The sequence below is a fragment of the Streptomyces vietnamensis genome (assembly GCF_000830005.1).
Taxonomy (GTDB): domain Bacteria; phylum Actinomycetota; class Actinomycetes; order Streptomycetales; family Streptomycetaceae; genus Streptomyces; species Streptomyces vietnamensis.
Window position 1 is genome coordinate 747,339 of record NZ_CP010407.1, and the last position, 21,624, is coordinate 768,962.

Sequence of the window (21,624 nt, forward strand, 5' to 3'; positions counted from 1 at the left end):
CGGACGGTGTCATCTTCGGTGTTCTACTCACCGTTCGGGGAAGGGTGGCCGCCGTGGAAGGCGCCGTAACAGGATTCGTGGCCCTCGTGGTCTGTGTGCTCGTCGTACTGCGCAGTGGGATGCGGATCGTCAACCAGGTGGAGCGGGGGGTGGTCTTCCGGCTCGGCAAGGCGCTGCCCGGTCACCGGCAGCCGGGGATCACCTTCCTCGTTCCGTTCGTGGACCGGATGCGCAAGGTGAACGTGCAGGTGGTCACGTTGCCGATCCCGACGCAGGAGGGCATCACGCGGGACAACGTCTCGGTGAAGGTCGACGCCGTGGTCTACTTCCGGGTCGTCGACCCGCTGCGGGCGGCGATCGAGGTCCAGGACTACGTCTTCGCCGTCGGGCAGGTCGCGCAGTCCTCGTTGCGGTCGATCATCGGCAAGAGCGACCTGGACGACCTGCTGTCCGACCGTGAACGGCTGCACGAGGGGCTGGCGTTGATGATCGACAGCCCGGCGGCCGGCTGGGGCGTCCACATCGACCGGGTCGAGATCAAGGACGTCCAGCTGCCGGAGTCGCTCAAGCGGTCGATGTCCCGGCAGGCGGAGGCCGAGCGGGAACGGCGGGCTCGGGTGATCACGGCGGACGGCGAGTTCCAGGCGGCGCAGCAGCTGGCCAACGCGTCGCGGATCATGGCCGACACGCCGGAGGCCATGCAGTTGCGTCTGCTGCAGACGGTCGTCGAGGTGGCCGCGGAGAAGAACTCGACCCTGGTGATGCCGTTCCCGGTGGAGCTGCTGCGCTACTTCGACCGGGCCGCGCGGAACCTCGGCGCCGGCGCCGTGGACGACGCGCCGGGCACCGGCGGTTCGACTGCCACCGACGGTTCGACTGCCACCGGTGGTTCGGCCGCCATCGGCAGTTCGGCTGCCGCCGACGGTTCTCCCGTCGCGCACGGTTCGCCCGCCGTACACGGCGAGAAGCTCCCGGATCCGCGCACCCAGTCGCCGGCCTCGTAGGCGGCGCGAGCGGGCTCTTCGAGTCGATCCGCCGCTCCAACTTCCAGCCTCCGGCGGAGATTCGAGCAAAAACCCCTTGCCTAATGGTCAAGAAGTGTTGACCATTAGGGGCATGCCTAGCGATGACCTTCCCGAGACGTTCCACGTCACCACCGACGAGCAGTTGCGCGCCGTCTCCAACCTCACGCGCCACCGGATCATGGCCGTGCTCCGCTTCGAGCCCGCGACGATCACGCAGATCGCCGAGCGCGTGGGCCTCGCGAAGGGGAGTTCCAGCTACCACGTACGGACGCTGGAGCGGGCCGGCTTGGTGAAGGTGGTGCGGACGCGGAAGGTCCGGGGGGTCACCGAGCGGTACTACGCCATGGCCGCGCGGTCGATCGTGCTGCCGGATCCGGGCGAGGGAGGCCCGGACGTGCTGATGCGGCACGCGGTGGCGGACCTGGAGGCGTCGCCGGCGGATGCCGAGCGGCACGTGCGGATGGCGCATCTGCGGCTCACCGAGGAGCAGTTCGCTGAGCTGGGGGCGCGGCTTCACGCGCTGGCGGACGAGTACCGGGAGCTGTCCGATCCGTCGCTTCCGGACGCGTCGCTCGTCTTCGCGCTCTTCCACCCGGCAGCGATCAAGCAGGCCGAGGGGGACGCCAAGTGACCTCGGACGTTCGGAAGTTGCCGGCCGGGTTCGGACGGCTGTGGACCGCGCAGACGGTGTCCTCGCTCGGTGACGGGGTGATGCATGCCGCGCTGCCGCTGCTCGCGCTGACGTTGACGCGGGATCCGCTGGCGCTCGCCGTCGTCACGGCCGCCGGAACGCTGCCGTGGCTGCTCTTCGGGGTGCTCGGCGGCGCGCTGGTGGACCGCTGGGACCGCCGGCGCACGATGTGGGTCACGGACGCGGCGCGTGCGGTGCTGCTCGCGATACCGGCGGCCGCGGCCGCGCTCGACGTGCTGAGCATTCCGCTGCTCGCGGCCGTCGCCTTCCTCCTCGGCCTCGGCGGACTCTTCTTCGACACGGCCGCCACGGCCTATCTGCCGGATCTGCTCGGCCGCGACCCCGCGCTCCTGGAGCGCGCCAACTCCCGCCTGCGCGGCACCCAGACCGCCGCGTCCGGCTTCGCCGGACCGCCCGCGGGCAGCGCCCTGCTCGCGCTCGGGCGGGCGGTTCCGCTGCTCGCCGACGCGATCTCGTTCGCGCTCTCCGCACTGCTCGTACGGTCGCTGCCCGCCATGCCCCGGCCCGTACCGGAGGCCCGAGAGTCGCTGCTGCGGCAGGCGCGGGCCGGCGCCTCGTACGTCTTCCGGGATCAGCTGCTGCTCGGGCTCGCGCTGCGTCCGGCGATCGGGAACGTCGCCTTCATCGCCGTGGACACGGTGCTCGCCCTCTTCGCGCACGACCGTCTCGGCATCGGCACCTTCGGCTTCGGCCTGCTCCTCACGGCGGAGGCCGCCGGCGGTCTGCTCGGCGCGGGCATCGCCTCCTTCCTCGGCCGACGACTCGGCACCGGCGCCGCGCTGACCTGCACGGCCACCGTCGAGGGGCTCGCCGTCCTGGGCCTCGCCGCCGCCCCGAACCCGTACGTCGCCGGCCTCGCGCTCGCCGTCTGCGGAGCGGGCGTGGGTGCCACGATGGTGCTCGGCCCCTCCCTCCGGCAGGCGATCGTCCCCGCCCACCTGATGGGCCGGGTCGCCTCCACCTCCCGCATGCTCTCCATGTGCGCCGCCCCGTTCGGCGCCTTCCTCGGCGGCTGGCTGGCCACCACCTACGACGTACGCACCCCGCTCTACACCGCCGCCGGCCTCCTCCTCACCATGACCGCCGTCACCGCGACCATGACCAGCAACCGCCGGGTCGAGGCGGCGCTGCGTGCCGCCGCCCCGGCCGACGTTCCAGATCGCCAGGAATCCCGGGATCCCGTTCAGGAGGGCGCCGTTTAGGGCTCCGCGAGCCCGGTCACGTGGGGCAGTCGGCCCCATCGGCCCCGTTGACCCCGTTGACCCCGTTGGCCCCGTCGGCTCCGTCGGCTCCGTCGGCATCCCAGAGTTCCCGCAGGATCGCGGACACCTCGCCGACCGTGGCCCCGGCGGAGAGCGCGTCCGTCAGGGAAGAGACGACGTCGCCGTCGGTCTTGACGGCCCACCGGAGCACGGTCAACGCCGTGTCCACCCGGTCCTGGCAGCGCCAGGCGCGCAGTTTGGCCAGTCGCTCGGCCTGCCGGACGGCCAGCGACGCGGACGGCGCGGAGGGCGACACGGTGGACGGCGCGGAGGGGTACGGCTCGGTGCTTCCGGAGCCGACGGAGACATGCGTACCGGTGACTTCGACACGCAGGCCGACCGACGCTCCGAGTGCGCGCACACATCCGACGAGGCGCTCCTCGTAGCGGCTGGTCGGGCCCGGTCGGCGAAGGACGACCGAGAAGCGCCCCGCCACCCGGCCCTGCTCCTGCTCCTCCTGCACCAGCCGGTACAGGAGGAGCAGGGGAACGCCCGGCGGGTCGATCGTCAGGGTCGGGGCGACCGCGCCCAGAGGGATCCCCGCCAGGAGGACCCTCATGTCGTCGATCGAATCGATCGCCACCCCGCCCACGCCGACCCTTCCCCGCGCGACAGGGGAATCACTGTCGTACCCGCGGCGGGTCGGCCAGTCGAACACGACCGTCAGGTCCTTCGCACCCCGCGCGAGCGCGGCCTTGAGGTGGGCGTTGTACTCCGTGGCGGCTCCAGGAACAGTGGAGTGGCCCGGAGTGTCCATCACGGCCGATCTCATCCGATCACCTCTTCCGTTCCCGCCTTCGCGGTCGAGCCGCCACGTTCACTCTTCGTCGGATCAGTCCGGATCAGTAGCGGTAGTGGTCCGGCTTGTACGGTCCCTCCACCGGGACCCCGATGTACGACGCCTGCTCCGGACGGAGCGTCGTCAGCTTCACGCCCAGCGCGTCCAGGTGCAGCCGCGCCACCTTCTCGTCCAGCTGCTTGGGCAGCGTGTACACCCCCACCGGATACTCGGCCGTCTTCGTGAACAGCTCGATCTGCGCCAGCGTCTGGTCCGCGAAGGAGTTCGACATCACGAACGAGGGATGCCCGGTCGCGTTGCCCAGGTTCAGCAGCCGGCCCTCGGAGAGCACGATGACGACCTTGCCGTCGGGGAAGGTCCAGGTGTGGACCTGCGGCTTCACCTCGTCCTTCACGATCCCCGGGATCTGTGCCAGACCCGCCATGTCGATCTCGTTGTCGAAGTGACCGATGTTGCCGACGATGGCCTGGTGCTTCATCCGGGCGATGTCGGACGCCATGATGATGTCCTTGTTGCCGGTGGTGGTGATGAAGATGTCGGCCGTCTCCACCACGTCCTCCAGGGTGGCGACCTGGTAGCCGTCCATCGCCGCCTGCAGCGCACAGATCGGGTCGATCTCCGTGACGATCACCCGGGCGCCCTGGCCGCGCAGCGACTCCGCCGAGCCCTTGCCGACGTCCCCGTACCCGCAGACCACCGCGGTCTTGCCGCCGATCAGGACGTCGGTGGCGCGGTTGATGCCGTCGATCAGCGAGTGGCGGCAGCCGTACTTGTTGTCGAACTTCGACTTCGTCACCGCGTCGTTCACGTTGATCGCCGGGAACAGCAGGGCGCCCTCGCGGTGCATCTCGTACAGCCGGTGCACGCCCGTGGTGGTCTCCTCCGTCACGCCCCGGATGCCGGCCGCGATCGCCGCCCAGTCCAGGGTGGTGGACTCAAGCAGGGCGCGGACGACCGCCAGCTCCTCGTTGGAGGCCTCCGGCAGCACGCCGGTCTTCTGGTACTCCACCCCCTTGTGGACCAGGAGGGTCGCGTCGCCGCCGTCGTCCAGGATCATGTTGGGGCCCTCGGCGCCGGGCCAGGTCAGGGCCTGCTCGGTGCACCACCAGTACTCCTCCAGGGTCTCGCCCTTCCAGGCGAAGACCGGGATCCCGGCGGCGGCGATCGCGGCGGCCGCGTGGTCCTGGGTGGAGTAGATGTTGCACGACACCCAGCGCACCTGCGCGCCCAGCGCGACGAGGGTCTCGATGAGCACGGCGGTCTGCACGGTCATGTGCAGGGAGCCGGTGATCCGGGCCCCGGCCAGCGGCCGGGTCTGGGCGTACTCGCGGCGGATCGCCATCAGGCCGGGCATCTCGTGCTCGGCCAGCGTGATCTCCTTCCGGCCGAACTCCGCGAGGCTGATGTCGGCAACCTTGTAATCGGTGAAGTCAGCGGGCGCCAGCGAACTCATGTGTTTCTCCGTAGGACTTGAGGTCGAGGCCCAGGACGTTGGCATGGATGTCCAGGGCCGCGGTGGAACGGTTCAGGGTGATGTAGTGAAGCCCGGGGGCGCCTTCTGCCAGGAGGCGACGGCTCATCTCCGTCGCGTGCTCGACACCGATCTCGTACGCAACATCGCGGTTGTCGCGGGCCGCGTCCAGTCGTCTGGCGAGTGTTTCCGGGAAGGCCGCGTTCGACAGCTCGGCGAAGCGGCTGATCTGGCGTACGTCGGTGGCCGGCATGATCTCCGGGATGATCGGGGTGTCGCAGCCGGCGGCGGCGACCCGGTCCCGCAGCCGCAGATAGTCCTCGGGGTCGAAGAACATCTGCGTGATGGCGTAGTCCGCACCCGCCCGGCACTTCGCGACGAAGTGCCTGATGTCGCTCTCCCAGTCGGAGGAACGCGGATGCCGCTCCGGGAAGGCCGCGACACCGACGCTGAAGTCCCCCAACCGACGGATCATCCGGACCAGTTCGTGAGCGTGGGTGAAGCCCTGCGGGTGCGGGGTCCACTCCCCCCGCGGATCGCCCGGCGGGTCGCCGCGCAGGGCCAGCACGTCACGGACTCCGGCGTCGGCGTACTGCCCGATGATGTGCCGCAGTTCGGCGACCGAGTGCCCGACGGCCGTGAGGTGCGCGACCGGTCGCAGGGTGGTCTCGGTGACGATCCGCTTCGTGACCTCGATGGTCCGGTGACGGGACGAGCCGCCCGCCCCGTACGTCACCGACACGAAGTCCGGCTTCAACGCCTCCACGCGCCGGATCGCGTCCCACAGGGTCTGCTCGCCCTTGTCCGTCTTCGGCGGGAAGAACTCGAAGGAGAAGGTGGGGCTCACAGCCGTCGGCCTCCCGCGTTGAAGTAGCTCGCCTCCGGGTGGTGGACCACGAAGGCGTCCGTGGACTGCTCGGGGTGCAGTTGGTACTCCTCCGAGAGCTGGACTCCGATGCGCTCGGGCCCGAGGAGTCCGGCGATCTTGGCCCGGTCCTCCAGGTCCGGGCAGGCCGGGTAGCCGAGGGAGTAGCGGCAGCCCTGGTACTCGGTGCGGAACATGCCCTCCATGGCGGCGGGGTCCTTCCCGCCGATGCCCCACTCTGTGCGCACCCGGGCGTGCCAGTACTCGGCGAGCGCCTCCGCCAACTGCACGGACAGGCCGTGCAGTTCGAGGTAGTCGCGGTAGGCGTCGGACTCGAAGAGCTCGGCCGTGGCCTCGCCGATCTTCGAGCCGACCGTGACCATCTGCAGGGCGAGCACATCGGTCTCGCCGGACTCCTCCGCACGGAAGAAGTCGGCCAGGCAGAGGCGGCGGCCCCGCTGCTGACGGGGGAAGGAGAAGCGGGTCCGCTCGCTTCCGTGCTCGTCCAGGACGATCAGGTCGTCGCCCTTGGACACACAGGGAAAGTAGCCGTAGACGACGGCCGCTTCGAGCAGGTGGCCCGTCTGCAGCCGATCCAGCCAACCGCGCAGACGTGCCCGGCCTTCCGAGTCGATCGTCTCGTTGTCCTTCAGCCCCCACTGGCCCTTGAATAGGGCGGTCTCGTCCAGCCAAGGCGCGTACTCCGCGAGCGGGATTCCCTTGACGACCTTCGTTCCGAGGAAGGGGGGCTCGGGTACGAGGTTGTCGGCGGCCACGTCGGAGCGGCCGGCCGGCTCGGGCTCCCGGACCTCCGGAAGCACCACCGGCTGCTTGGGCACCCTGCGCTGCTTCAGCTCCGGGAGTACGGCTCCGGGGACGCCCCGCTTCACGCCCATCAGCGCGTCCATCAGCCGCAGGCCCTCGAAGGCGTCGCGGGCGTAGCGCACCTCGCCCTCGTACAGCTCGTGCAGGTCCTGCTCGACGTACGCCCTGGTCAGGGCCGCCCCACCCAGGATCACCGGGTACTTCGCGGCCAACCCGCGGCCGTTCAGCTCCTCCAGGTTCTCCTTCATGATCACGGTGGACTTCACCAGCAGGCCGGACATGCCGATGACGTCGGCGTTGTGCTCCTCGGCGGCCTCCAGGATCGCGGAGACCGGCTGCTTGATGCCGATGTTGACGACGTTGTAGCCGTTGTTGGACAGGATGATGTCCACGAGGTTCTTGCCGATGTCGTGGACATCGCCCCGCACGGTCGCGAGCACGATGGTGCCCTTGCCCTCGGCGTCGGACTTCTCCATGTGCGGTTCCAGGTAGGCCACGGCCGTCTTCATGACCTCGGCGGACTGGAGCACGAACGGCAGCTGCATCTGGCCGGAGCCGAACAGCTCACCGACCGTCTTCATGCCGTCCAGGAGGGTGTCGTTGACGATGTCCAGGGCCGGCCGGTCCACGAGGGCCTCGTCGAGGTCGGCCTCCAGGCCGTTCTTCTCGCCGTCGACGATCCGCCGCTTCAGACGCTCCTCCAGCGGCAGCGCGAGCAGCTCCTCCGCCTTCCCCGCCTTCAGGGACTTCGCCGTCGCGCCCTCGAACAGGGCCATCAGCTTCTGCAGCGGGTCGTAGCCCTCCCGCCGCCGGTCGTAGATCAGGTCGAGGGCGGTGGTGACCTGCTCCTCGTCGAAACGGGCGATCGGCAGGATCTTGGAGGCGTGCACGATCGCCGAGTCCAGGCCCGCCTTGACGCACTCGTCCAGGAAGACGGAGTTGAGCAGGATGCGGGCGGCCGGGTTGAGGCCGAAGGAGATGTTCGACAGGCCCAGCGTGGTCTGCACGTCCGGGTGGCGGCGCTTGAGCTCGCGGATCGCCTCGATGGTGGCGATGCCGTCGCCCCGGGACTCCTCCTGCCCGGTGCAGATGGTGAAGGTCAGGGCGTCGATGAGGATGTCGGACTCGTGGATGCCCCAGTTGCCGGTCAGGTCGGCGATCAGCCGCTCGGCGACGGCCACCTTGTGCTCGGCGGTGCGGGCCTGGCCCTCCTCGTCGATGGTCAGCGCGATCAGCGCCGCGCCGTGCTCCTGGGCCAGTCGGGTGACCTTGGCGAAGCGGGACTCCGGCCCGTCGCCGTCCTCGTAGTTGACCGAGTTGATCACGGCGCGGCCGCCGAGCTTCTCCAGGCCGGCGCGCAGCACGTCCACCTCGGTGGAGTCGAGCACGATCGGCAGGGTGGAGGCGGTGGCGAAGCGGCCGGCGAGTTCCTGCATGTCGGCGACGCCGTCGCGGCCCACGTAGTCCACGCACAGGTCGAGCATGTGCGCGCCCTCACGGATCTGGTCCCGGGCCATCTCCACGCAGTCGTCCCACCGGCCCTCGAGCATGGCCTCGCGGAACTTCTTCGAACCGTTGGCGTTGGTCCGCTCGCCGATCGCCAGGTACGAGGTGTCCTGCCGGAACGGCACGGTCTGGTAGAGGGAGGCGGCGCCCGGCTCCGGTCGCGGCTCACGCGCCGACGGGGTCAGACCTCGTACGCGCTCCACGACCTGGCGCAGGTGCTCGGGGGTCGTACCGCAGCAGCCGCCGACCAGGGACAGGCCGTATTCCCGTACGAACTCCGCTTGTGCGTCGGCCAGTTCGGGCGGCGACAGCGGGTAGTGCGCGCCGTCCTTGGTGAGCACGGGCAGGCCGGCGTTCGGCATGCAGGAGAGCGGGATGCGGGAGTGGCGGGCGAGGTGACGCAGGTGCTCGCTCATCTCCACCGGGCCCGTGGCGCAGTTCAGGCCGATCATGTCGATGCCGAGCGGCTCCAGGGCCGTCAGGGCCGCCCCGATCTCCGAGCCGAGCAGCATCGTGCCCGTGGTCTCCACGGTCACCGAGCAGATCAGCGGGACGTCGAGACCCAGGGCGTCGAGTGCCCGCCGGGCGCCGATGATCGAGGACTTGGTCTGCAGCAGGTCCTGCGTGGTCTCGACGAGGAGGGCGTCGGCGCCGCCGGTGAGGAGGCCCTCGGCGTTCTGCTGGTAGGCGTCGCGGAGGGTGGCGTAGTCGACGTGGCCGAGGGTGGGCAGCTTGGTGCCGGGGCCCATGGAGCCGAGGACCCAGCGCTGCTGTCCGGTGTTCCGTGTGGACGCATCGGCGGCTTCGCGGGCGATCCGGGCGCCGGCCTCGGAGAGTTCGAAGATCCGGTGGGCGATGTCGTACTCGCCGAGCGCGGCGAAGTTGCAGTTGAAGGTGTTGGTGCCGATGCAGTCGGTGCCGACGGCGAGGTAGGCGTCGTGGACCGAGCGGACGATGTCCGGCCGGGAGACGTTCAGGATCTCGTTGCAGCCCTCCAGCTGCTGGAAGTCCTCCAGGGTGGGGTCCTGGGCCTGGAGCATGGTGCCCATGGCGCCGTCGGCGACGACGACCCGGACCGCGAAGGCCTCGCGCAGCGCGGCGGCTCTGTTCTTCTGTTCGCTCTTCTGTTCGTTCTTCTGTTCGTTCACAGCGCCCTCGACAGGTGTGCTGCCAGTGCGTCCGCCGCCGTCGGCCCGTACGCCTCGGACAGTCGGAGCAGCAGGTCGTCCCGCTCCGGCTCGTACTCCTGCGTGCCGACCGTCTCCAGGGCGGTCGTGGCGAGCGCGCTGCCCAGTTGGGCCGCCCGCTCGATGTCCGTTCCCCAGGCGACGCCCGCGAGGAATCCGGCGCGGAAGGCGTCCCCGACGCCCGTCGGGTCGGCGACCGAGGTCGCCGGCACGGCGGGGACGTCGAGGGTGCGGGCGCCGGCCCGCTGGATGCGGCAGCCGTCGGCGCCGAGCGTCGTGACCCAGAGGCGGGTCCGGCCCAGGACCTGCTGTTCGGTCCAGCCGCTGCGCTCCTGGAGGAGGACGGACTCGTACGCGTTCGTGAAGAGCATGTCCGAGTGGTCGATCAGGGTGCGGACCTCGTCCCGTTCGAGGCGGGCGAGCTGCTGGGACGGGTCCGCGGCGAGGCGGGCGCCCAGTTCGCGGCACTCCGCGGTGTGGCGCAGCATCGCCTCCGGGTCGTTCGGGGAGACGAGCACGAGGTCGAGGCCCCCGGACCGTGCCGCGACCCGGGCGAGGGAGATGGTGCGTGCCTCCGCCATCGCGCCCGCGTAGAAGGTCGCGATCTGGTTCTGGTCCGCGTCCGTGGTGCAGACGAACCGCGCGGTGTGCCGTTCCGTGGAGACGTGCACGGAGTCGGTGTCCACGCCGTGGCCCTTGAGCCAGACCCGGTACGGCTCGAAGTCGTCGCCCACCGCGCCGACCAGCAGGGGAGACAGGCCGAGCCGGCCGAGGCCGAAGGCGATGTTCGCGGCCACTCCCCCGCGGCGGATGTCGAGGCGGTCGGCGAGGAAGGACAGCGAGACGTGTTCCAGCCGGTCGGCCACGAGCTGGTCCGCGAACCGGCCGGGGAAGACCATCAGATGGTCCGTGGCGATGGACCCGGTGACGGCGATGCGCACGCGTTACACCCCCGCGGCCTTCTTCAGGGCGTCGACACGGTCGGTGCGCTCCCAGGTGAACTCGGGGAGTTCGCGGCCGAAGTGGCCGTACGCCGCCGTCGCCGCGTAGATGGGCCGCTTGAGGTCCAGGTCGCGGATGATCGCCGCCGGGCGCAGGTCGAAGACCTGGCTGATGGCCTGCTCGATCCGCTGCTGGTCGACGGTTCCCGTGCCGAAGGTCTCGACGAAGAGGCCGACGGGCTCCGCCTTGCCGATCGCGTAGGCGACCTGGACCTCGCAGCGCTTGGCGAGACCGGCCGCGACGACGTTCTTCGCGACCCAGCGCATCGCGTACGCCGCCGAGCGGTCCACCTTCGACGGGTCCTTGCCGGAGAACGCGCCGCCGCCGTGCCGGGCCATCCCGCCGTACGTGTCGATGATGATCTTCCGGCCGGTGAGGCCGGCGTCGCCCATCGGGCCGCCGATCTCGAAGCGGCCGGTCGGGTTCACGAGCAGGCGGTAGCCGTCGGTGTCGAGCTTGATGCCGTCGGCGGCGAGCTGCCTCAGGACGTGCTCGACGACGTACTCGCGGATGTCCGGGGTCAGGAGGGAGTCGAGGTCGATGTCGGCGGCGTGCTGCGAGGAGACGACGACCGTGTCGAGGCGGACCGGGCGGTCCCCGTCGTACTCGATGGTCACCTGCGTCTTGCCGTCCGGGCGCAGGTACGGCACGGTGCCGTCCTTGCGGACCTCGGTGAGGCGACGGGAGAGCCGGTGGGCGAGGTCGATGGGGAGCGGCATCAGGGTGGGGGTCTCGTCGGTGGCGTAGCCGAACATCAGGCCCTGGTCGCCGGCGCCCTGGGCGTCCAGCTCGTCACCCGCGCCCTCGACGCGGACCTCGTGGGCTGTGTCGACGCCCTGCGCGATGTCCGGCGACTGCGCGCCGATGGACACCGAGACGCCGCAGGAGGCGCCGTCGAAGCCCTTCGCGGAGGAGTCGTAGCCGATGTCGAGGACGGCGTCGCGCACCAGCTGGGCTATCGGCGCGTACGCGGCGGTGGTGACCTCGCCGGCGATGTGGACCTGACCGGTGGTGATCAGGGTCTCCACGGCCACGCGGGAGGAGGGGTCCTGGGCGAGCAGCGCGTCGAGGATCCGGTCGCTGATCTGGTCGGCGATCTTGTCGGGATGTCCCTCGGTGACGGACTCCGAGGTGAACAGGCGGCGGGACATGGGGACTCTTCTCTCTGTCGGGCAGGTTTCGGTGGGGGCGGGCGTTCGCGCGGGGCTACCGCGCGGCGGCCCAGGAACCCGGGGCTCGATAGGTGCGGTCGAAGCCCCAGGTGGGGGCCGGGATGACGGGATCACCCGGTGCGGCACGGCCGGCCGGTGTCCGCGCGCGGAGTACGGCGAGCACGGCCAGGGTGGCGGCGGCGATCTGCTCCTCGTCGGGGAGGCCGCGGACGAAGCGCAGGACGTGTGCCTGCTCCTGCGGGGTCATGGCCGTCGGGGGCGCGGCCGTCGTCACGGCCGTCATGCGGCCCAGGCCAGGGGGGCGGGCTCGGGGTGGTCGGCCGTGTCGTCGGTGGCCGTCCACAGTCGAGGTGCCTCGGGCAGGGCGTGGAGCACCCGGGCGAGCGCGAGGCCGGCGAGCGTGCCGCGCGGGACCATGAGGCCGTCGCCGCACGGGGAGCCGTCGACGTCGAGGAGGGAGAGCACCCCCGCGGGAGCCGCTTCCGTGATCGTCCCGGTGAGGATCCGGCCCAGTGCCTCGTCGTCCGCCGCGTCCGTCAGGTCCACGCTCCGGACGGTGACCCGTGCTCCCTGGGCGGCCAGTTCCTCCACGGCCCGCGTCACGAAGGGCTCGTCGGTGAAACCGGCGGGCACCAGGGCGAGCCAGGTGTCGGCGGCCGCACCGGTCGGGGTGTCCGCCGGCCGCCAGTGCAGCAGGGTGCGTGCGGTGACGGTGCGCTCCGGGGCGCCGAGCCAGTAGTGGTGGCGCTGGAAGGCGTACGTGGGCAGGTCGACGGGGGCCGCGTCGGCGGGGGACAGCAGGCCGGACCAGTCGACGGGAGAGCCGTTGACGTACGCCCGGGCGAGTCCGGTGAGCAGGGACGCCCCGCCCGCCAGGTCCACGAGGACGGCGTAGTCTTCCCCGCCGCCGCCCGCGGCGGCCTGCTCCGTGGGGCGGAACCAGAGCCAGGACGGCTGGTCGGCGGTGTGCTTCTCGCCCAGTGCGGCGCAGCGCGCGGCGCCGTCGAGGGTGAGGGCCCCCGCGAGGTGGACGGCGGTGGCCTCGTGCACCGGGTGTCCGACGAAGGCGTCCATCCGGGTGCCGAGGGCCCGGCAGGTGCGGACCAGGGCCACGGTGACGGCGAAGAGCGCGCAGCGCAGGGTCTGTTCGTCGGCCGGCCGGTCCGGTCCCGCCGGGTCGAGGACCGCGTCGCGTACGGGTGCGGTGGTGTACGGGGTCAGGGCGCGGGCGCAGACGTCCAGGTGCTCCCGGAAGACCGGCGAGGTGTCGGCGAGCTCGCGGGCCATGGCGCGCCACGGGCCGTCCGGGTCGGGCAGGACGTATCCGACGCGCTCGTCGGTGTGGACGCCGACGGTCACGTGCGGGGACTCCTCGCCGGCGGCGAGGGCGCGCAGTCCCCGCTCCAGCTCGTCCCGGTCCTCGCCGACGACCACGGCGCGGTGGGTCAGGGTCGCGCGGGTGGTCGCCAGGGCGTGGGCGACGGCGGTGTCGGGGGCCTCCGGGTGGGCGGTGCTGAATTCGAGGAGTCGCGCGGCCTGGTCGCGCAGGGCCGCCTCGCCGCGGGCGGACACCGGCCAGACGAGGAACGGGGAGGCGAGCACGGGGGTCGGTGCGGGCGCCGGATCGACGGACCCGGGAACCCGCTCGGCAGACCCGGGAACCCGCTTGACGGACCCTGGAGCCCGCTCGACGCCCTCGGAAGCCGGAGCGGCGGCCTCGGGAGCCGGCCCGGGGTTCTCGGGCGTCCGCTCGGTCCGTGGGGCCTGTTCGAGGATGACGTGGGCGTTGGTGCCGCTGATGCCGAAGGACGAGACCGCGGCGCGGCGCGGGCGTCCGGTCTCGGGCCAGTCCACGGCCTCGGTCACCAGCTCCACCGCGCCGGCCGACCAGTCCACGTGCGGGGACGGCTCGTCCACGTGCAGCGTCTTCGGCACGACGCCCTCGCGCAGCGCCATCACCATCTTGATGACCCCGCCGACGCCGGCCGCCGCCTGGGTGTGTCCGATGTTCGACTTCAGCGAGCCGAGCAGCAGCGGCCGGTCGGCCGGCCGGTTCTTCCCGTACGTCGCGAGGAGTGCCTGCGCCTCGATCGGGTCGCCGAGGCGGGTGCCCGTGCCGTGGGCCTCGACGACGTCCACGTCCGCCGGGCGCAGTCCCGCCCGGTCCAGGGCCTGGCGGACGACCTTCTGCTGGGACAGGCCGTTGGGCGCGGTCAGGCCGTTGCTGGCCCCGTCCTGGTTGACGGCGGTCCCGCGGACGAGGCCGAGCACGCGGCGCCCGTTGCGTACCGCGTCGGACAGGCGCTCCAGGACCAGCAGTCCCGCGCCTTCGCCCCAGCCGGTGCCGTCGGCGGCGGCCGCGAAGGCCTTGCAGCGGCCGTCGGGGGCCATGCCCCGCTGGCGGGAGAACTCGACGAAGACGCCGGGGGTGGCCAGGACGGTGACGCCGCCGGCGAGCGCCAGGTCGGTCTCGCCGGACCGCAGGGACTGGACGGCCATGTGCAGGCCGACCAGGGAGGAGGAGCAGGCGGTGTCCAGGGTGACCGCAGGACCTTCGAGGCCGAGGACGTAGGAGATGCGGCCGGAGACGACGCTGGAGGTGGTGCCGGTGAGCAGGTGGCCGTCGGCGCCCTCCCACGGGCGGTGCAGGGGCGGCCCGTACTCCTGGGCGATGGCGCCGACGTAGACGCCGGTGTCGCTGCCGCGCAGGGAGAGCGGGTCGATGCCGGCGCGCTCCAGGGCCTCCCAGGAGGTCTCCAGGAGCAGCCGCTGCTGCGGGTCCATCGCGACGGCCTCGCGCGGCGAGATCCCGAAGAACTCGGCGTCGAACTCGCCCGCGTCGTGCAGGAACCCGCCTTCGTACGCGTACGAGGTGCCGTGCCGGTCCGGGTCGGGGTCGTACAGCTCCTCCGTGTCCCAGCCGCGGTCGTCGGGGAGTTCGGTCAGCACGTCGCGGCCTTCGGCGACGAGCCGCCAGAGGGCTTCGGGCGAGGTCGCTCCGCCCGGGTAGCGGCAGGCCATGCCGACGACGGCGACGGGCTCGTCGCGGCGCTCCTCCTCTTCCTTGAGACGGCGCTTGACCTCGCGGAGTTCGGTCGTCGCCCTGCGCAGGTAGTCGCGCAGCTTGTCCTCGGTGCCGGCGTTGCCGGTGCCGTTCGTGTCGCCGGTGTCGTTCTGGTGCCCCATCGGACCGTCAGCCTTTCTCAGTCGCGGAAAAGATCGAGTTCGTCTTCGAGGGCCGCGAAGAGCTCCTCGTCCGTCGCCGTGCTCAGGTCGCCGCCCCCCGTGTCGGCGCTCGCCTCGGGCTCCCAGCGCTGCAGCAGGGAGCGCAGGCGGGTGCCGATGCCCTGGCGGGTCGTGGCGTCGGGCGCGGCGGCGAGCAGCGCCTCGAACCCGGCCTCCAGGCGGTCGAGTTCGGCCGTGTCGGGACCGCCGTCGTCGGCGCCGGCGGCGCCCGGAGCGCCGTCGGTGACGAGTTCGCCGTACAGGTAGTCGGCGATGGCGGCCGGTGTCGGGTGGTCGAAGACGAGCGTCGCGGGCAGGCGCAGTCCGGTGGCCGTCTTGAGGCGGTTGCGCAGTTCCACCGAGGTGAGCGAGTCCGAGCCGAGCTCCTTGAAGGCGCGGTTCGGGCCGATCGCGGCCGGTGAGGACTCGCCGAGCACCACGGCGGCGTGTTCGCGGACGAGGTCCAGGAGGACCCTGCGGCGCTCGGCCTCGGGCAGGGGGCCGAGCCGGTCGGCGAGCGAGGCCGCGCCGGCGGCGGTGCCGGCCCGGGCGCGGCGGCGTGCCGGCTTGCGGACCAGGGAGCGCAGGAGGGCGGGGACTTCGGCGCCGGAGGTGGTGAGTCCGGCGAGGTCGAGCCGGACGGGTACGAGGGCGGGCCGGGTCGCGGTCAGGGCCTCGTCGAGGAGGGTGAGCGCCTCGGCGGTGGGCATCGCGGCCACGCCGGTGCGGGCGAGCCTGCGCAGGTCCTTGTCGTCGAGGGTGCCGGTGAGGGCGCTGGTCTCCTCCCACAGGCCCCAGGCGAGGGACACCGCGGGCAGGCCCTCGGCCCTGCGCCGGTGTGCGAGGGCGTCCAGGAAGGCGTTGGCGGCCGCGTAGTTGGCCTGGCCCGCCGTGCCGAGGGTGCCGGCGGCGGAGGAGAACAGGACGAACGCGGCGAGGTCCAGGTCGCGGGTGAGCTCGTGGAGGTGCCAGGCGGCGTCCGCCTTCGGCCGCAGGACCCGGTCCACCTGCTCCGGGGTGAGCTGGTCGACGGCGGTGTCGTCGAGGGTGCCCGCGGCGTGGACGACGGCGGTCAGCGGGTGGGCGGGGTCGATGCCGTCGAGCGTGGCCCGGAGGGCGGTGCGGTCGGCGGCGTCGCAGGCCACGACGGTGGCGCGGGCTCCCGCCTCGGCCAGGGCGGCCACCAGTTCGTCGGCCCCGGCGGCGGCCGGGCCCTGACGGCTGGTCAGGACGAGGTTCCGTATGCCGTGCGCGGTGGCCAGGTGGCGGGCGACCAGGCCGCCGAGGGTGCCGGTGCCGCCGGTGACGAGCACCGTGCCGTCCGGGTCGAGCGGGCGGGGCACGTCCAGGACCAGCTTGCCGGTGTGGCGGGCCTGGGACATGTGGCGGAAGACGGCGGGGGCGTGGCGCAGGTCCCAGGTCATGGCGGGCAGCGGGGTGAGCGTTCCGTCCGCGAAGCGGGCGAGGACCTCGGCGAGCATGTCCCGGACCCGTTCGGGGGCGACGAGGTTCAGGTCGTACGCGTGGTAGGCGGTGCCGGGGTACGCGGCGGCGACGCGGTGGGGCTCGCGGATGTCCGTCTTGCCCATCTCGATGAGCCGTCCGCCGGGTGCGAGCAGGCGCAGCGAGGCGTCGACGAAGTCGCCGGCGAGGGAGCCGAGGACGACGTCCACGCCGCGGCCCCCGGTGGCCTCCCGGATCCGCTGCTCGAAGCCGAGGGTGCGGGAGTCGTAGATGTGGGCGTCGTCGAGGCCGGCGGCGCGCAGGGTGTCCCACTTGCCGTGGCTCGCCGTGGCGTAGACCTCGGCGCCGAGGTGGCGGGCCAGTTGGACGGCCGCCATGCCGACGCCGCCGGCGGCCGCGTGGATCAGGACGGTGTCGCCGGGGCGGACCCCGGCGAGGTCGACGAGGCCGTAGTACGCGGTGAGGAAGGCGACCGGGACGGAGGCGGCCCGGGCGAAGGTCCAGCCCCCGGGGACGGGGGCGATCAGCCGGCTGTCGGCGACGGCCAGCGGGCCGAAGCCGTCACGGACCAGTCCCATGACGCGGTCGCCGGGCTTCAGTCCGGTGACGCCGGGGCCGGTCTCGGCGATCACGCCCGCCGCCTCGTAGCCGAACTGGTCGCGGTCCTCCTCGATCATGCCGAGGGCGAGGACGACGTCGTGGAAGTTCAGTCCCGCGGCCCGGACGGAGATCCGTACCTGGCCGGGGGCGAGTGCCGCGGCGGCCTCCGGTGCCGGGGCGAGGGAGAGGTTCTCCAGGCTGCCCTTGCCCTCGCTCACGAGGCGCCAGGCGTCGCCGCCGGCGGGCACGGGGAGGGCCGGGTCGTCGGCGGCGCGGGCCAGCCGCGGGATGAGGAACCGGCCTGCGCGGACGGCGAGTTCGGGTTCCGTGCGCAGCAGCTCGGGGAGGGCGTCCGGGAGCGGCGTCCGGCTCTCCTCCGTACCGTCGAGGTCGAGCAGGGCGAAGCGGCCGGGGTGCTCGCGCAGGGCGGAGCGGACCAGGCCCCAGACGGCCGCGCCGGTGAGCGAGGCGGGGCGCTCGTGCGGTCCGGTGGCGACGGCTCCGGTGGTGGTGAACACGAGCGGGACGTCGGCGAGCCGGTCCTCGGCGAGCCAGCCGCGGATCAGGGCGAGGACGGTGTCGGTCGCGGCGCGTACGGCGTCGGCCGGGGTGGTGTCGGGCGACGCGGGCGTGTCGGCGGCGACGGGGGCGAGTACGGCGGCCGGCGGCCGGGTCCCGGAGGCGAGGGCCGCCAGGAGGGCCGGGAGGTCGGCGTGGTGGGTGGCGTGGGGGTGGTCCTGGAGGCCGTGGCCGGTTCCGAGGACGGCGACCGGCTGCGGGGAGCCGTTCGTCTCCGGCCGGTCGACCGGTGTCCAGTCGACGAGGTAGAGGGAGCGCCGGTTCCGGCCGTCGGCGGCGGTGAGGGCGCCGGGTGCCAGGGCGCGGACGGTGAGCGCGTCGGCCGAGAGGACGGCGGCCCCGGTGGGGTCCCAGGCGGTCAGGGCCACGGTGTCGGCCGCGGAGCGGGTCAGCCGGACGCGCAGGGTGGTGGCGGCCTCGGCGTGGACCCGGACGCCCGCCCAGCCGAAGGGCAGGACGACCTCGCGGGGGCTCTCGTCGTCGGGGCCGGGGACGATCAGCGGGTGCAGGGCGGCGTCGAGCAGCGCGGGGTGTACGGCGAACGCGGCGGCGTCCTTGTGGTGGTCGTCGCCGAGCGCGACCTCCCCGTAGAGGTCGTCGCCCAGTCGCCAGGCTGCGGTCAGGCCCTGGAAGGCGGGGCCGTACGCGTAGCCGGAGGCGGCGAGGCGGTCGTAGGCGCCCTCGGTGTCGATGCGTTCGGCGCCGTGCGGGGGCCACACGGCCGGGGCCGGCTCCGTGGGCCCGCCGCCGGCGGCCAGCTGTCCGCCGGCGTGGTAGGTCCAGCCGGCGTCGGGGGCGTCCTCGCGCAGGGCGTGGAGGCCGACGGTGCGGCGGCCTTCGGCGTCGGGGGCGGCGACGGTCACCTGGATGCGGACGCCGTCGTGCGGGGGCACCACGAGGGGGACGGCGAGGTCGAGTTCCTCGACGAGGTCGCAGCCGACCCGGTCGCCGGCCTGGACGAGGAGTTCGAGCAGGGCCGTTCCGGGGAGCAGCACCGTGCCGGACACGGCGTGGTCCGCGAGCCAGGGGTGGCTGTGCAGGGACAGCCTGCCGGTGAGCAGGGTGGTGCCGTCCTCGGCGGACTCGACGGCGGCGCCGAGCAGCGGGTGGTCCAGCGGTTCGAGGCCGAGACCGGCGGCGTCCGCGGCCTGCTCCGGGGCGTCGAGCCAGTACGGGCTGTGCTGGAAGGCGTACGTGGGGAGGTCGGCCGGCGGCAGGCCGGAGGTGCCGAGGACCGCCTGCCAGTCGACGGGCAGGCCGTGGGCGTGGGCTCGGGCCAGGGAGGTGGCGAGCCGGACGGGCCCGCCGTCGTCGCGGCGGAGGGTCTCCAGGACGACGGCGGTGCGCTCGGCGGCCTCGGCCAGCTCCTGCACGGCGGAGGTCAGCAGGGGGTGGGCGGTCGGTTCGACGAAGACGCGGTGGCCGTCGTCGAGCAGGGCCCGGACGGTGTCGGTGAAGCGGACGGTCCGGCGCAGGTTGCGGTACCAGTAGGCGGCGTCGAGTCCCGTGGTGTCGTACGGGCGGCCGGTGACGGTGGAGTAGAAGGGGACGCGGGACGGGCGCGGGGTCACCGGGGCGAGGGCGGTGAGCAGTTCCCGCTCGATCGTCTCGACGTGCGCGGTGTGCGAGGCGTAGTCGACGGCGACGCGGCGGGACTTGACGCCGCCCGCCTCCCAGGCGGTGAGCAGGGCGTCGAGCGCCTCGGGCGAGCCGCCCACGACGGTGGCGGTGGGGCTGCTGACGGAGGCGATCGAGACGTCTCCGGCCTCCTCGGTCTCCGCGAGGAGCCGCTCGACGGTGTCGGCGGGCAGCATCACGGAGGCCATGGCGCCGGTGCCGGCCAGCCGGTCGCGGGTGATGAGGCTGCGCAGGGCCACGACGCGGGCCGCGTCGTCGAGGGTGAGCGCGCCGCAGACGTACGCGGCGGCGATCTCGCCCTGGGACTGGCCGACGACGGCGGCGGGGCGGATGCCGGCGGCCTGCCAGACGTCGGCGAGGGCGGCCATCACGGCGAACAGGGCGGGCTGGACGACGTCCACGCGCTCCAGCGGCGGGGCGCCGTCGGCGCCGCGCAGCACGTCGGTGAGGGACCAGTCGACGTACGGGGCGAAGGCCGCTTCGCACGCCTCGATGGTGGTGCGGAAGACCGGGGAGGCGTCGAGGAGTTCGCGGGCCATGCCCTCCCACTGGGCGCCCTGGCCGGGGAAGACGAACACGGCCCGGCCTCCGGACGCCACCGCGCGCACCAGGTGCGGGGCCTCCTCGCCCGCGGCGAGGGCGCGCAGCGACTCGTCCAGGCCCGCGCGGTCGGCGCCGATGGCGACGCCCCGGTGGGAGAGGGCGGCCCGGGTGGTGACCAGGGCCCGGGTGACGGCGGCGGGGTCCGCGTCGGGGTGGCCGGTGCCGTAGTCGAGGAGGCGGCCGGCCTGGGCGCGCAGGGCCTCGTCGCCGCGTGCGGACACGGGCCAGACGAGGGGCGCGGAGGTGAGGACCGGGGTGGGGAGGTCCTGTTCCTGCTGCTCCTGCTGCTCCTGCTGGGGTGCCTGTTCGAGGATGACGTGGGCGTTGGTGCCGCTGATGCCGAAGGAGGAGACCGCGGCGCGGCGGGGGCGTCCGGTCTCGGGCCAGTCCACGGACTCGGTCACCAGCTCCACCGCGCCGGCCGACCAGTCCACGTGCGGAGTCGGCTCGTCCACGTGCAGCGTCTTGGGGACCAGGCCCTCGCGCAGCGCCATCACCATCTTGATGACCCCGCCGACCCCGGCGGCCGCCTGGGTGTGTCCGATGTTGGACTTCAGCGAGCCGAGCAGCAGCGGCCGGTCGGCCGGGCGGTCCTGCCCGTACGTCTCGATCAGGGCGGTCGCCTCGATCGGGTCGCCGAGCGTGGTGCCGGTGCCGTGCGCCTCGACCGCGTCGACCTCGTGCGGCGCGAGGCCCGCGTCGGACAGGGCCTGGCGGATGACGCGTTCCTGGGAGGGGCCGTTGGGGGCGGTGAGGCCGTTGCTGGCGCCGTCCTGGTTGACGGCGGAGCCGCGGACGACCGCGAGGACCCGGTGTCCGTGGCGTACGGCGTCGGAGAGGCGTTCCAGGACGAGCATGCCGACGCCCTCGCCCCAGCTGGTGCCGTCGGCGGAGGCTGCGAAGGCCTTGCTGCGGCCGTCGGGGGCCAGGCCCCGCTGGCGCGAGAACTCCAGGAAGATCGTCGGGGTGGGCATGATCGCCGCGCCGCCGACCAGCGCGAGCCCGCACTCGCCGCGGCGCAGCGACTGGACCGCCATGTGCAGGGTGACCAGGGAGGAGGAGCAGGCGGTGTCGACGGTGACCGCGGGACCTTCGAGGCCGAGGGTGTACGCGATGCGGCCGGAGGCCACGCTGGACGAGCCGCCGGTGATCGCGTAGCCCTCGTACTCCTCGGGCACCTGGCCGAGCCGGGCCGTGTAGTCGTGGTACATGAGCCCGACGAAGACGCCGGCGTCGGTGCCGCGCAGTCCGGTCGGGTCGATGCCGGCGCGCTCCAGGGCCTCCCAGGAGGTCTCCAGGAGCAGCCGCTGCTGCGGGTCCATCGCGACCGCCTCGCGCGGCGAGATCCCGAAGAACCCGGCGTCGAACCCGGCGGCGCCGTGCAGGAAGCCGCCCTCGCGGACGTACGACTTGCCGGACTTCCCGGGCTCGGGGTCGTACAGGTTCTCCACGTCCCAGCCGCGGTCGACGGGGAATCCGCCCATCGCGTCGGTGCCGGTGGCGACCAGCCGCCACAGGTCCTCCGGCGACTCCACGCCGCCGGGGAACCGGCATCCCATGCCGACGACGGCGATCGGCTCGCTGCTGCGCTCGTCGATCTCCCGCAGGCGCTGCCGGGTGGTGTGGAGGTCGGTCGTGACCTTCTTCAGATAGTCGCGGAGCTTGTCCTCGTTGGACATGGACATTCGA

At 72.9% G+C, this 21,624-nt stretch carries 12 protein-coding genes; 3 read left to right on the top strand and 9 right to left on the bottom strand.

Annotated elements, in window-relative coordinates; genetic code table 11:
- Positions 1–53 precede the first annotated feature (53 nt).
- The 3 genes from SVTN_RS03315 to SVTN_RS03325 all read left to right on the top strand — a co-directional run bounded on the left by SVTN_RS03315 (position 54) and on the right by SVTN_RS03325 (position 2,939).
- On the top strand, positions 54–1,004 hold the full coding sequence (locus SVTN_RS03315; RefSeq protein WP_078908164.1) for a slipin family protein: 951 nt from the start codon (positions 54–56) through the stop codon (positions 1,002–1,004).
- Between the two features lie 112 nt (positions 1,005–1,116).
- Positions 1,117–1,656 (top strand): ArsR/SmtB family transcription factor, encoded by a 540-nt coding sequence (locus SVTN_RS03320; RefSeq protein ID WP_041133495.1) that lies wholly within the window; start codon positions 1,117–1,119, stop codon positions 1,654–1,656.
- On the top strand, positions 1,653–2,939 hold the full coding sequence (locus SVTN_RS03325; protein WP_041127734.1) for an MFS transporter: 1,287 nt from the start codon (positions 1,653–1,655) through the stop codon (positions 2,937–2,939). Before SVTN_RS03320 ends, SVTN_RS03325 begins: the two co-directional genes overlap by 4 nt.
- A 16-nt stretch (positions 2,940–2,955) precedes the next feature.
- Here SVTN_RS03325 and SVTN_RS03330 read toward each other — a convergent pair whose 3' ends face one another.
- The 9 genes from SVTN_RS03330 to SVTN_RS03370 form a co-directional block, all read right to left on the bottom strand.
- Complete coding sequence (locus SVTN_RS03330) at positions 2,956–3,771, bottom strand: methylmalonyl-CoA mutase family protein (protein ID WP_078908165.1); 816 nt, start codon at positions 3,769–3,771, stop codon at positions 2,956–2,958.
- Positions 3,772–3,841: 70 nt separating this feature from the next.
- Positions 3,842–5,251, bottom strand: coding sequence for an adenosylhomocysteinase (ahcY, locus tag SVTN_RS03335; protein WP_041127736.1), 1,410 nt, complete (start codon positions 5,249–5,251; stop codon positions 3,842–3,844).
- Positions 5,229–6,116 (bottom strand): methylenetetrahydrofolate reductase [NAD(P)H], encoded by an 888-nt coding sequence (metF, locus tag SVTN_RS03340; RefSeq protein WP_041127737.1) that lies wholly within the window; start codon positions 6,114–6,116, stop codon positions 5,229–5,231. The genes ahcY and metF overlap by 23 nt, the downstream gene beginning before the upstream one ends.
- Complete coding sequence (gene metH / locus SVTN_RS03345) at positions 6,113–9,613, bottom strand: methionine synthase (RefSeq protein ID WP_041127738.1); 3,501 nt, start codon at positions 9,611–9,613, stop codon at positions 6,113–6,115. The genes metF and metH overlap by 4 nt, the downstream gene beginning before the upstream one ends.
- The gene (locus tag SVTN_RS03350; protein ID WP_041127739.1) at positions 9,610–10,593 is read right to left on the bottom strand and encodes a carbohydrate kinase family protein; all 984 of its coding nucleotides are present in this window, start codon (positions 10,591–10,593) and stop codon (positions 9,610–9,612) included. The genes metH and SVTN_RS03350 overlap by 4 nt, the downstream gene beginning before the upstream one ends.
- Before the next feature lie 3 nt (positions 10,594–10,596).
- Complete coding sequence (metK, locus tag SVTN_RS03355) at positions 10,597–11,805, bottom strand: methionine adenosyltransferase (RefSeq protein WP_041127740.1); 1,209 nt, start codon at positions 11,803–11,805, stop codon at positions 10,597–10,599.
- 55 nt (positions 11,806–11,860) lie between these two features.
- Positions 11,861–12,109, bottom strand: a complete 249-nt coding sequence (locus SVTN_RS03360; RefSeq protein WP_041127741.1) for an acyl-CoA carboxylase epsilon subunit — start codon at positions 12,107–12,109, stop codon at positions 11,861–11,863.
- Positions 12,106–15,012 carry a type I polyketide synthase gene (locus SVTN_RS03365; protein ID WP_052498919.1) on the bottom strand — a complete coding sequence of 969 codons (2,907 nt, stop codon included), beginning with the start codon at positions 15,010–15,012 and terminating at the stop codon, positions 12,106–12,108. The genes SVTN_RS03360 and SVTN_RS03365 overlap by 4 nt, the downstream gene beginning before the upstream one ends.
- Positions 15,013–15,029: 17 nt before the next feature.
- A complete protein-coding gene (locus SVTN_RS03370; RefSeq protein ID WP_342669645.1) occupies positions 15,030–21,620 on the bottom strand; it encodes an SDR family NAD(P)-dependent oxidoreductase in 6,591 nt (2,196 codons plus the stop codon).
- Positions 21,621–21,624: the final 4 nt, after the last annotated feature.

Bases quoted from the DNA above. Each gene is read 5' to 3' on its own strand.
- SVTN_RS03370 (WP_342669645.1), bottom strand. From the start codon at position 21,620: ATGTCCATGTCCAACGAGGACAAGCTCCGCGACTATCTGAAGAAGGTC.
- SVTN_RS03330 (WP_078908165.1), bottom strand. From the start codon at position 3,771: ATGAGATCGGCCGTGATGGACACTCCGGGCCACTCCACTGTTCCTGGA.
- SVTN_RS03360 (WP_041127741.1), bottom strand. From the start codon at position 12,109: ATGACGGCCGTGACGACGGCCGCGCCCCCGACGGCCATGACCCCGCAG.
- metK (WP_041127740.1), bottom strand. From the start codon at position 11,805: ATGTCCCGCCGCCTGTTCACCTCGGAGTCCGTCACCGAGGGACATCCC.
- SVTN_RS03320 (WP_041133495.1), top strand. From the start codon at position 1,117: ATGCCTAGCGATGACCTTCCCGAGACGTTCCACGTCACCACCGACGAG.
- ahcY (WP_041127736.1), bottom strand. From the start codon at position 5,251: ATGAGTTCGCTGGCGCCCGCTGACTTCACCGATTACAAGGTTGCCGAC.
- SVTN_RS03365 (WP_052498919.1), bottom strand. From the start codon at position 15,012: ATGGGGCACCAGAACGACACCGGCGACACGAACGGCACCGGCAACGCC.